Source organism: Pontibacter rufus (assembly GCF_015694705.1).
Lineage (GTDB): Bacteria > Bacteroidota > Bacteroidia > Cytophagales > Hymenobacteraceae > Pontibacter > Pontibacter rufus.
The window spans coordinates 23,226-35,737 of the sequence record NZ_JADQDR010000014.1 but is presented as its reverse complement, the minus strand read 5'-3'; the positions used below and the strand labels follow the sequence as shown (position 1 = coordinate 35,737).

At 50.0% G+C, this 12,512-nt stretch carries 5 protein-coding genes; all 5 read left to right on the top strand.

Translation table 11 applies throughout. The features are described from left to right. Positions 1–248 precede the first annotated feature (248 nt). Positions 249–3,095, top strand: a complete 2,847-nt coding sequence (locus I2I11_RS19335; protein WP_196269400.1) for an ice-binding family protein — start codon at positions 249–251, stop codon at positions 3,093–3,095. Between the two features lie 31 nt (positions 3,096–3,126). After that, a complete protein-coding gene (locus I2I11_RS19330) occupies positions 3,127–4,065 on the top strand; it encodes a PorP/SprF family type IX secretion system membrane protein (RefSeq protein WP_196269399.1) in 939 nt (312 codons plus the stop codon). A gap of 108 nt (positions 4,066–4,173) precedes the next feature. Further along, entirely contained in the window at positions 4,174–6,159 is a 1,986-nt protein-coding gene (locus I2I11_RS19325; RefSeq protein WP_196269398.1) for an OmpA family protein, read from the top strand. A gap of 844 nt (positions 6,160–7,003) precedes the next feature. Then, on the top strand, positions 7,004–8,281 hold the full coding sequence (locus I2I11_RS19320; RefSeq protein WP_196269397.1) for a Gfo/Idh/MocA family oxidoreductase: 1,278 nt from the start codon (positions 7,004–7,006) through the stop codon (positions 8,279–8,281). 69 nt (positions 8,282–8,350) lie between these two features. Then, positions 8,351–11,770 carry a DUF1080 domain-containing protein gene (locus I2I11_RS19315; protein WP_196269396.1) on the top strand — a complete coding sequence of 1,140 codons (3,420 nt, stop codon included), beginning with the start codon at positions 8,351–8,353 and terminating at the stop codon, positions 11,768–11,770. Positions 11,771–12,512: the final 742 nt, after the last annotated feature.

The following is a 12,512-nucleotide window of genomic DNA, read 5'->3' as shown; positions in this document are numbered from 1 at the left end:
TGGGCTGAAGTGTGTTTATTTATATCTATTTTTTTGGACTGGATTTACCTGCTGTCTATAAATATCAGGGATAAGAAATAGATAATAATATAAATTTTTGAATATATTTAGTATTATTTATATTAATTCATGCTATTTTTCAAATCCGGTGCAACTTAAAAAGATATTGAGAGTAAATTGCAATGGTTAATCTATATAGACTAATCTATCTATATTTAGTTGAGTCAATGCTTACTTTACATATCTTTATGAGTAGAATTTTACTTTTCATCTGTCTCTTCCTTGCGGGCACGACCACCCTTTGCTTTGCCCAGCAGGATCCAGTACTGGGGCAGGCAGGCAGTTATGCTGTGCTGGCATCCAACCAAATCAACAACACCAACATTACGGTTGTCGCCGGCGATATGGGTATCTCGCCGGGTACTACTATCAGCAACAATGGAGAAATCAGCCAGGCGCAGGGAGTAAAAGACCTGGGCAACAGCGCCGCGGCAACTGCGCGCCAGGATGCTTCCGATGCATACAACTCCCTGATACAAGCGGCACCAGTAACTACTATCCTGCCAAAGCTGAACATGAATGGCTCTTTATCAGGCGGCGTGTACAGGGTAAGCGGCAGCGCAGTGCTTGATGGCATTTTTACGCTGGACGCAGGCGGCGATGTAAATGCCATATACATCTTTATCGTCGATGGCGATCTGAATGCGACCACCTCTACGGGGGCTGTGTTGCTGACAGGCGGGGCGCAGTCGAAAAACATTTACTGGCTTGTGAAGAATAAGGTAAACTTTGAGCCTATCACAGTTTTCCATGGAAACATTATAGCCAACGGTGATATTACATTGGGCAGAGGCTCTAACGTTACCGGCCGTGTTATTTCCCTGGGAGGTAATATCAGCCTGAACAACAACAAACTGTTTCTGCCGACTGCGATTCAGACAGACCTGAGCGTGCAGAAAGTAGCGGATGAGGGCGAGTACACCGTCGGTTCGGAAGTAGCTTATACCATTACTGTTAAGAACGATGGCCCCAGCAATGCTACTAACCTGGTGCTGGAAGAGCGTATACCCGCCGGACTGGCGTTTGTGAAAACGCTGCAGGCCAGCAAAGGCACCTTTGATGAGAAGACAAATAAATGGACAATCAGCAGGCTTAACTTCAATGAGAGCGCTACGCTGCGGCTCGTGTTTAAAATCATATCAGCAACAAATACAACCAACAAGGTGGTTATTATCAGTAACCCTGATAACCCGGATCCCAGCCCTGATGATAACAACGACGAAGACCCTATTACAGTAAGCTGCCCTGCGCCAGCGCTGGCCGTTACCGGCGAAAGCAGCTTTTGCGCACCGCAGCTTAACACAACCTACACGGTAACACAGGTAGAAGGTGCCGTGTACAGCTGGACAGCTACAGGAGGCATAACGCTGCCCGGCAGCCGCAACCAACAAACGGTTGCCGCTAACATCGCCGGCAACGGATCGCTTACGGCTACTGTAACAGATGTTTGTGGCAAAACTTATACTGTTACAAAAGAAGTAAGCTTATTTTCTGCGCCAGCTATACCTGGTATAAACGGTTCGGCGAGCGTGTGTGCCAACAGCCAGAACCTGAGCTACACTGCTAGCAGCGAAGGAGCCGAGACTTTCGAATGGACAGCTACCGGCGACATAACAATCGTGAGCGGCGCAAATACGGCAACAGTTGTGGTAAATGTAGGCGCTACAGGCGGCAAGCTGAAAGTAACTGCTAAAAACGGCTGTTCACCAACGGGTGTGTCTAAAGAAATGGATGTCACAACCATCACAAAACCCGCAGCACCGGCCGGCATTACGGGCAACACAGAACTTTGCGCAGGCACTGAAGGGACTTACACAGCAGCAGCCATACCAGGTGCTACTGGTTATACCTGGAAGGCACCGCAGGGCTGGACCATAAGCCCAACAAATGACCCACGCACTGTAACGATAAAAGCAGGCGAAACAAGCGGCAACATCACGGTAACAGCCGACAATAATTGCGGTAGCAGCGAAGCGGTTTCCCTGGCTATTAAGGTAGCATCAAAACCGGCAGCGCCAACTATAACTGGTGAGGCGGGCGCCTGTGTGGGCACAACGCTTACCTATAGCATTGCTGATGTAGCAGATGCGACGGCCTATACCTGGAGCGTACCCCAGGGCTGGAAAATTATCAGTGGCCAGCGCACAACAAGTATAACGGTGGAAGTGGGCAATAGTGCCGGCGATGTAACCATAGTAGCAAGTAATAAATGTGGCGACAGCGAAGCGGGCACACTGGCAGTAAAAGGCATCACCGCCCCGGCTATTGGCAGCATCACCGGTAACACAGAAGTTTGCATTAACTCCGGAAATCTGACTTATACCCTGAAAAATGCTGAAAAGGGCGCAGTGTATACCTGGAATCTGCCCCAGGGCTGGACGCTTGTGAAAGGCCAAGGAACAGGAACGATAACCGTAAATGCCGGCACAGCCGGAGGCACTATCAGTGTGAAAGGTAAAAACAGCTGTGGCACCAGCGAAGCAGGTACATTGGCTGTGCGCATTACCACGCCACCTGCCGCGCCGGGCTTAATCACCGACAACAGCAATGTATGCGATGGCCTGACTTATAGTATAGCTGCCGTGCCGGGCGCCACTTCTTATACCTGGAGTGTACCCTCTGGCTTTACGATTACCGCTGGCCAGGGCACTACAAGTATAAAAGTGAAGGCCGACAGCCCTGCAGCCGCAGGGCAGGTAACAGTAGTTGCCAACAACGCCTCCTGCGCCGGCGCAGCCACCAGCGCCAGCATCAATGTTGCCCTTGCCGACGGCCAGCTGAGTTTCCCGAAAGCTTTCAGCCCGAACGGCGATGGCCAGAACGACACCTGGGTAATAACCAACCTGCTGAAGTTTCCTGACAACGAGGTAATTATCTTCAACCGATGGGGGGCGGAAGTATACAGGCAGAAAGGCTACCAGAACAACTGGAACGGCAATAAACTGGGACAAGGCACTTACTTCTATAAAGTGAGCGTGGAGCTTTGCGACGGTGTAACCAAAGAATTTACAGGGTACGTGACCATCTTCCGATAACGATGCCTGAACCATTGAAAACCATACTATCATGAAAATACTTTATACCCTGCTGGCCCTACTGCTGACGCTTTCGGCTAGTGCCCAGCAAAACCCACAGTACTCACAGTACATCTTCAACAGCATGAGCCTGAACCCAGCTTATACTGGCAGCAAAAATGTACTTAATCTTAATCTCTTCCATCGTTCGCAGTGGACGGGCATCGAAGGTGCTCCTGCCACGCAGGCTGCCAGCATTGATGGCATAGCTGCCGGCAACAGAATGGGCCTGGGTCTGGAGTTTAACCGCGATCAGATTGGCGCGCAGACGACCATGTCGGCCTATGCCAACGTAGCCGTGAAACTGCAGGTAAGCGCATCAGGTGTGTTAAGCCTGGGCGTGGCGCCGGGCGTGGTACAGTATACGCTTGACGGTTCTAAATTCGGCATCATCAATGATCCCTCTATTCCTTCCGGCAAAGAAACAAGTATAAAGCCGGAGATAAAGCTGGGCGCATATTTCCACAACGACCGCTTTTACGCCGGCATCTCTGCCTCAGACCTGCTGCAGTTTAAAGAGGACGAGCAACTGGAGCCGGAGCGCCACTATTATTTTACGGCAGGCTATGTGTTAGATATGGGCTCGTTCCTGAAACTGAAGCCAAGTGTGCTGGTGAAAGAAACCTTTAACTCCCCGACAAGCATCGACATGAATGCTTTTGTGCTGCTGGGCGACCGGCTGTGGCTGGGCAGCTCATACCGTACCAGCATGCGTGTGTTTAGCGATGATCCGGAGGAAACAGAAATATTAGCAAAGCGTACTGCCGTGGCTTTGATAGCAGAACTGCAGGTAAGCAAGTCGCTACGGCTGGGCTATGCTTACGACAAGATGCTGAACGACCTGAGCGGCTTTGACACCCACGAGGTTTCGGTAGGCTACTACTTCTTCCGAAAGAAAGAGACAAAAATGCTGACCCCGCAATACTTCTAATCAAAAGCATTTAACTTAAGTAACCGGGTAGTACTAAACAGACTCGATTGATGTGTTATTCTCTGATAGTCTACACCTTAGCACATTAACAAATTAGCACATTTACTTATGAACTATACTTATACATCTTTATACCTGGTGATGGCTGCCATTCTTGGCCTGTCGCCCGTGGCAAATGCCCAATCAAACCTGCGTAAAGCAAACAAGCATTTCGATAATTACGAATATGCCCTTGCCCTGCAGGACTATCAGAAAGTTATCCGCAAACGCCAGCCGGAACTGCAAACCATGCAGCACATCGCCGACGCATACCGCCTGACGCGCCAAAGCAGGGAAGCGGAAGATTGGTACGGCAAAGTAGTAAATACGCCCGGCCATGAGCCTGTAAGCCTGTACTATTATGCCGAGGCGCTGCGCAGCAATGGCAAGTATAATGAGGCCAAAGCGCAATACATGCAGTGGGGCGATGAGATGCCGGCGCAGGCCGAGCGCGCACAGGAACTGATGCGCGCCTGCGACCTGGCCCAGGCTTGGATGAACCAGCCGGCAGTAGCAAAAGTAGAGGCATTCCAGAACATCAACTACGACAGCTACTCCGATTTCAGCCCGACGCCTTATGGCAAAAACGGCGTTATCTTTACCTCCGATCGCGGCGTAAGCAAAAGGAAAAAGAAGGAGCAAGTATACGGCTGGACGGGCCGCCCATACCTGCAACTGTTTTTAGCGCAACAGGATGTGCAAGGCAACTGGAGCAACCCTATGGCACTGCAGGATGTCGTTAATTCGGATTACCACAATGCTACAGCTTCTGCCGCTGCGGGTAGCCAGAAACTATACTTCACCCGCACGCACCTGGTGCTGAAGCGCGGCAACGTTAATCCTGACCCGACCAGTTGGGTTGTAAAGCCGGAGGTAAACGAGTACGTAAACCGCCTCGAAATTTTTTCTGCTGAAAAGCAAAATGGTGGCTGGAGCAACATTCAGCCATTCAGCTACAACAACGTGAACAAGTACTCGGTAGGGCACCCGGCGGTAACACCGGATGGCAACACGCTATACTTTGTATCCGATATGCCCGGCGGAATGGGCGACACTGATATTTATTATTCCGTGCGCCAGGCCGATGGCAGTTGGGGTGAGCCCGTCAACGCGGGCACCACCGTGAATACGCCGGGCCGCGAGAGCTTCCCCTATGTGGATGCCGACGGCAAACTATACTTTGCTTCGGATGGTCACACAGGTATGGGCGGTATGGATATTTTTTCAGCCGAAGGCGCACAGGCTGCCTGGACAGGGGTGCGCAACCTCGGCTATCCCATCAACTCGCCTAAAAACGACTATGGCATTATGTTTACCAAACCAGGCGAAAGCGGCCTGCTGTCTTCGAACCGCGATTCTCAGAACGGCACCGATGATATTTTTAAATTCAGTGACCTCAGGAAACCTGTTGTGCTGGCTGTAACAACACTGGAGCGCAAACAGAATGCCCTGAAGCAGAACATACAGGTGCCGCTGCCACAGGTAAATATCAAAGTATCTGAGCAAAGCGCAACAGGTTCAGAGATGATAGTGTCTGATGAAAATGGCGCATACTTTATGAATGGCCTCCAGGGCAATACCTATACTTTCCTGGGCTCCAAAGATGGTTACCTGAAGCAGGAAGTAGTGGCACAAGTACCGGAAACAGCCGGCGATACAGTGCAAGTGGCGCTGCTCTTCGACAAAAACGAAGTAGCACGTGCGGTGGTGCTGGATAACATCTACTACGACCTCGACAAATGGAACATCCGCCCGGATGCGGCCAAAGAGCTGGACAAAGTAGTAACGATGCTGAAAAATAACCCTAAGTTAGAGATCGAAATGAGCTCCCATACCGACAGCCGCGAAAGTGTGGACTACAACCAGCAGCTGTCAGAAAAAAGAGCACAGGCCGCTGTGGATTACATCGTGTCGATGGGCATAGACAGAAGCAGGCTCACCGCAAGGGGCTACGGCAAAACCAGGTTAGTAAACCGTTGTGCCGATGGCGTGGAATGCTCAGAGGCGGAGCATCAGCTAAACCGCCGCACCGAATTTAAAATCAGGAAAAACTGATACATAGATTTTCATTAGCTTTCATAGTTTGGAAAGGCTCTGCAGTTTCTGCAGGGCTTTTTTTATGTACGCCAGTAACATTTGTTTTCTGATTTGAGGAAAGCCGTATGTTGCTTCCTGTAGTATAGAGGAAATCCAAGGTCTTACCATACCTGAACTTTATACTTGCCGCTTCTTTATTATTTCTAAACTGGTGCGAACTGTAATGGCCCATTAAGGGCTGGCAAACTGCTCGTAACGCCTGATTTCTGAGTTAATCCACCTGGGTAAATTTCTGGCATTATTGGATTTTTATCGTGTAAATGGTTTAAAAATCAACGCTTCTGTGCCCGGTAAATCTGACTTGCCTGCTTTGCCACCGGAAATATGAAGAGAAAGGCCATAACTTATGTGGAGCCCTCCCGGCCAGCCGGCATAGAATTTATCTGCCAAATCAAGAAACCGGGTTAAAGCCGGTTAAAATTTATAAACGGTTTAATAAATTAGCGAAGGCAATCAGGGCGGGAAATGATACAGGAGGTTATTTGCAGCTTTCTTTTTCTACAACTTAAAGTCTGCTATCAGTTACTAAAATGGCTGATGAGTTGCATCTGGTAAGTGGTCTGTTTCAGACCGGAACAGATCTTTGTACTATAAAAATACTCTTATCTATGAATATAGTTTGTTGATAATAAGTATATTGGTGGAATTATACCTGACAAACCCAGGCTCAGAGAGTTTAAGCTGATGCATGCTTGTGCTATATCAGCATCTGTGGGGCACGGGCGCTTTACCTGTCGGGTTAGGTTCGCAAAGCAATTTTTCTGGGAATGCCATTACTTAACACAGATAACCTTTATATTCTATGAGTTCAGATACTACCAATTCAAGACGGGACTTTTTAAAGAAATCTGCGGCTACAGTTGCTGCATTCGTAATCGTTCCGCGCTTTGTGCTGGGCGGCAGAGGTTTTGTAGCGCCCAGCGATCAGCTCACCAAGGCTATCATCGGAGTAGGGTCTATGGGCCGTAACCATATTCCTTATGGCGATACCCGCGTGGTAGCCGTCTGCGATGTGGACCGCAACCACCTGAAAAAGGCTGTAGAGATGGTCGGGAAAGGCGTGAAAACCTTTGCAGATTACCGCGAAGTTATACAGCTCCCGGAAGTCGACATCGTGCACATTGCCACCCCGCCGCACTGGCACGGCATTATAGCAGCAGATGCGGCCAGAGCCGGTAAAGATATCTGGTGCGAAAAGCCTATGACCCGCACAATTGGCGAAGGCAAGCGCCTGGTGGAAGCCGTGCAACAGCACGGACGCATTTTTCGGCTGAATACGTGGTTCCGCTTCGATGATATCTTTTACGGGATGGGCACACCCGTTAAGCCTATCAAAAAGCTGGTAGACAGTGGCCTGCTGGGCTGGCCCCTGAAAGTAACCGTGGGCCGCGGCACCGGCTTCGACTGGAAGTTTTACTGGGTAGGCAAAACCAACCTCGACCCTATGCCGGTGCCGCCTGAACTGGACTACAACATGTGGCTGGGCCCTGCGCCTTACAGGCCTTATAACCCGCACCGCGTGCACCAGACCTTCCGCGGCTACTGGGATTATGATGGTGGCGGCCTTGGCGACATGGGGCAGCATTACCTGGATCCTGTGCAATACTTCCTGGGGAAAGACAATACAAGCCCTGTTTCAGTAGAGATAGATGCGCCGCAGCAGCATCCGGATGCTGTGGGTACATGGCGCCGCATAACGTATACCTATGCCGACGGATGCCAGATTGTGCTGGACGGCGAAGGCAAAGAGGAAAACATCCCTTACATAGAAGGCCCGAAAGGAAAATTATACCCCGGCTTCCGCTCCGATATTCCGAACCTGGAAAGAAAGCTGGCAGCTTTCCCTGATCCGGAGCCACAGGTAACTGATTTTATTGAGGCAGTAAAAGAACGCAAAAAGTTTGCCCTTAACGAAGAAAACGGGCACAGGTCATGCACGCTCGTGAACATGGGGAAAGCTGCGCTGCATTTAGGCCGATCGCTGAAGTTCGACCCGGTGAAGCAGGAATTTATAGATGATGAAGGTGCCAACCGCCTGATCAACCAGCCCATGCGCTCCGATTGGACAATGGTATTGTAGCCTGCAACTACCAAAGCTATCTAAACTGAAAAAATCAAAAACGATTATTCGCCTCTTATGCATTATATTATGAAAAGAATAGTACTACTGCTGATTGCTGTTGTCTCGTTGAGTGCTGCTGCGGTAGCCCAGCGGGAAAACGATCAGCGCACCCTCACTACTAAAATTGCCGACCTGCTGGCCCAGATGCCGGCCAAGGATAGCGCACAACTCAGCGCCGACATGAACGAGATTGCCGGCATGGGTAAAGAAGGATTGGTAGAAATGGCCGCTATGCTTACAGCACCGGGTAAGGGAGATAATACCGGCCTGGAATATGCCATGGGCGGCTTCTCTTATTATGTGTCGCAGCCCGGCAGGGAAGAGTGGCGGCAGATGAGCGTAGATGCCTATTGCCAGGCGTTGCAGAGAGCTGATAATGAAGAGAACAAGGCCTTCCTGATCAGGCAGCTTGAAATGGTAGGCAAAGACGATGCCGTTGCCTGCCTGCAAGGTTATCTGACTGATGAGCGCCTGTGTGCCCCTGCTGCCAAAGCTTTGATCAATATTCATACTCCCGCGGCCGGCGAAGCCTTGCTGCAGGCCTTGCCAAATGCGCAGGGTGATTGTCGGATGTCGCTTGTTGAGGCGCTGGGAGATGCCCGCTATGCAAAAGCTGTGGCTGTTCTTACTCCTTTGGCAACCGACCCGGATAGCAAACTCAGGAAGCTGGCGCTCTATGCCCTGGCCAACATTGCAGACCCGGCCTCGGAAGCGGTGCTGGCACAAGCGGCGCAACAAGGCAATTATACTTTCGGCAACGACAATGCCACCTCCGCTTATTTACTTTATGCACAGCGCCTGGCCGAAAGCGGAAAACAGCAGCAGGCCGAAAAAATAGCACAGTCGCTGTTAGATGGTACCGGACAAGATCTGCAGGTGCATACCCGCACGGCTGCCCTGGAACAGCTGGCAGACATACAGGGAGAAAAAAGTGTAGCGCTGTTAACCAATGCAGCCACAGACAAGAACCCTGAGTACCGTGCAGCCGCCCTGAAGTTCGCCGGCGACTACATTACGCCTGCTACAACAGCTATGTGGGTGAAAAAAGCGAAGAAAGCAGACCCTGAAATTGAAGCGGAGATTATTACCATGCTGGGCCGGAACAACGCTAAAGCTGCCCTGCCTGCCATAATAAAAGCGCTCAGAAGCAGGAAAGATCAGGTAAAGCTGGTTGCTATCGGCGCTATAGGAAGGATGGGCGACGAAGAGGCGCTTCCTAAGTTACTGAAGGCGATGAGAAAAGGCAATGCCGAAGAAATTGCTGCTGCCAAAGAAGCGCTGCTTATCATGGAGGCTGACGGTCTGACTGATGCTGTAGCTGATGCTTTGCCTAAAATGCCCGCCGAGGCCCAGGCAGCCGCACTTGCAGTTTTGGGCAACCGCGCTGCCAGCAAAAAAATAAACGAGGTGTTCTACTATGTAAAAGACGAAAATGCTGCCGTGCGTATGGCCGCTTTAACTGCGCTGGAGCAAATGGCAACAAAAGAGAACCTGCCGCGGCTGTTTTCTTTGCTGCAGGAAACAGCGCGGCCTGAAGAAGTAAGCGCAGTGCAGGAGGCCATTGTTGCAGCCGTTCGCGGTTACGATGAGCAGGCACAGCAGGCAAACCTGATACTGGAGCAAATGGCGCAGGCTCCGGCTGAGAAGAAGCCCCTATACTTTAACATACTAGCCAATATTGGCGGTGAAAAAGCCCTGGATGCTGTTGCAGCAGCCTTTAATGCCGGCGATGCCGCCACAAAGCAGGCCGCAGTTGCTGCCCTGGCTGCGTGGTCTGATGTGAGTGCGGCCGGCGAGCTGTACCGCATCAGCCAGGAAGCTTCCAATGAGGCATACCTGGATCAGGCGCTGAAAGGATACATCCGCATAATCAGTCTCTCTAAGTTTCCTGCCGAACAGAAGCTGCTGAAACTGCGGGATGCCATGGCGTTGGCGAAAACACCTGAACAGCAGCAATTGATCCTGAAAGAAGTAGCGGGATTACATACTTTCCCTGCGCTGGTATTCGCCGGCAAGTACCTCGATAAGCCTGCGCTGCAACAGGCGGCTGCCCAGGCCGTGATGAACATTGGGCTGTCTGACGAAAACTATACAGGTGATATCGTACGGGATTTGCTTAATAAAACCGCTCAGGTGCTTGAGGGGCCTGACAGCGAGTATCAGATCAAAGCGATACAGAAGTTTTTGGCAGAAATGCCACAAGGCGAAGGTTTCGTAGCGCTGTTTAACGGCAAAGACCTGACTGGCTGGAAAGGTTTGGTGGCCAACCCGATTGAGCGGGCCAAGATGGACAAGGAAACGCTGGCGCAGAAACAGAAAGCGGCCGATGAGCAAATGCGCAAAGACTGGAAAGTAGAAAATGGCGAGATTACATTTGTGGGGCATGGCTTCGATAACCTTACGACAGCAAAAAAATACGGTGACATCGAGATGTTTGTGGATTGGAAAATCTATGACGATGGCAACAAAGACGGAGATGCGGGCATTTACCTGCGGGGCACGCCCCAGGTACAAATGTGGGATACTTCCCGTGTGAAGGATGGTGCACAGGTAGGCTCCGGCGGGTTGTACAACAACCAGGTTAACCCAAGCAAACCGCTGAAAGTAGCTGATAATCCGTTGGGTGAGTGGAACAACTTTCATATTATCATGAAAGGCGATCGCGTGACGGTATACCTCAACGGGGAACTTGTGACAGATAATGTGATTCTGGAGAATTACTGGGACAGGGGCCTGCCGATTTTCCCGGAAGAGCAGATAGAGCTGCAGGCGCATGGCTCCCGCGTAGGTTACCGTGATATTTACATCCGGGAGCTTCCTCGTCCGGAGCCGTTTGAATTGAGCGCTGCCGAAAAGAAAGAAGGCTTTAAAGTGTTGTTTGATGGCACCAACATGCACCACTGGCAAGGCAATACCACCGATTATGTGATTGAAAATGGCGAACTGGTAGTGCATGAACCAAAATTCGGCAGCGGAGGCAACCTGTATAGCAAAGAGCAATACGGCGACTTTATATTCCGCTTCGAGTTCAAACTAACGCCTGGCGCCAACAATGGCCTGGGCATACGCACTCCTTTGGAAGGCGACGCTGCTTATGAAGGCATGGAACTGCAAATATTAGACAACGACGCCGATATTTATAAAACCCTGCATAAGTACCAGTATCATGGCTCTGTGTATGGCGTTATTCCTGCCAAGCGGGGTTATCTAAAACCTGTAGGCGAGTGGAACTACGAAGAAGTAATCGTGAAAGGCCCCAAGATAAAGGTGATACTGAACGGCACTACGATTCTGGATGGCGATATTTCTGATGCCCGGAAGAACGGCACCCTGGACGGAAAGGAACATCCCGGGCTGAAGCGTGACAAGGGGTATATCGGCTTTCTGGGCCACGGCTCCACGGTATGGTTCCGGAACATCCGGATAAAAGATCTGAGTAAAAAGTAATCAGGCGGTAACAAAGCCCGATTACTTATATAAAGGATCAAGTATACCAAGTATAAGAGATATACTTGGTATACTTGATCCTTTATACATTAAACAAGGCGGGTAATAAAGCTTTCTCTTTTCTCCTAACCGGTACCCAATCAGATGCCTGTCACTTTGGGCGTAGTTAATAATTAAACCGATGATGATAATTCCTTAAGCTTCTATAGATCGCAGCAACAAGTATGACCTGTCGCTTGCCTGATCTCCATGCAGCCGGATTTGTTAGCGGCTGTTTTTGCCTCTTAACGCCAGCCATTTACGCGTTTCAGCATTACATTACTCTTATACTTGCCAACTCCAACTGTACAGCTTCTTATGGCCTAACAGCTTTCTGCCAGACTATTTAGCCCTGTCAGGAAAACCTCAGCACAAGTGAAAGCTCTTCCTATGTGCCACCTCATAAATGTCCATCATATCATCTAACAGTTAAACCGCATTTTTAATGAGGCTTCTATTGCGCCAGTGAATAAGTATACCTGCTTCCGTTATTTACTTACTTTTCGATTTTGGTTTTTTATAGATTATACATAATATTAAACGAAATTACTAGAAACTATATGAAAGGGTTTGGAGGGGCTTAACTCCCCTTAGGGTTTTAGCTTGTTTCATCTTGTAATATAACATTTTTGTTACGCATGCTGGTGGTAGTATACCGAGCCTCATGCCTGATATGCTGCTACCAGCATGCGCAACATCAGCC

Coding starts and splice junctions, on each gene's coding strand:
- I2I11_RS19325 (WP_196269398.1), top strand. CDS start 4,174: ATGAACTATACTTATACATCTTTATACCTGGTGATGGCTGCCATTCTT.
- I2I11_RS19320 (WP_196269397.1), top strand. CDS start 7,004: ATGAGTTCAGATACTACCAATTCAAGACGGGACTTTTTAAAGAAATCT.
- I2I11_RS19335 (WP_196269400.1), top strand. CDS start 249: ATGAGTAGAATTTTACTTTTCATCTGTCTCTTCCTTGCGGGCACGACC.
- I2I11_RS19330 (WP_196269399.1), top strand. CDS start 3,127: ATGAAAATACTTTATACCCTGCTGGCCCTACTGCTGACGCTTTCGGCT.
- I2I11_RS19315 (WP_196269396.1), top strand. CDS start 8,351: ATGAAAAGAATAGTACTACTGCTGATTGCTGTTGTCTCGTTGAGTGCT.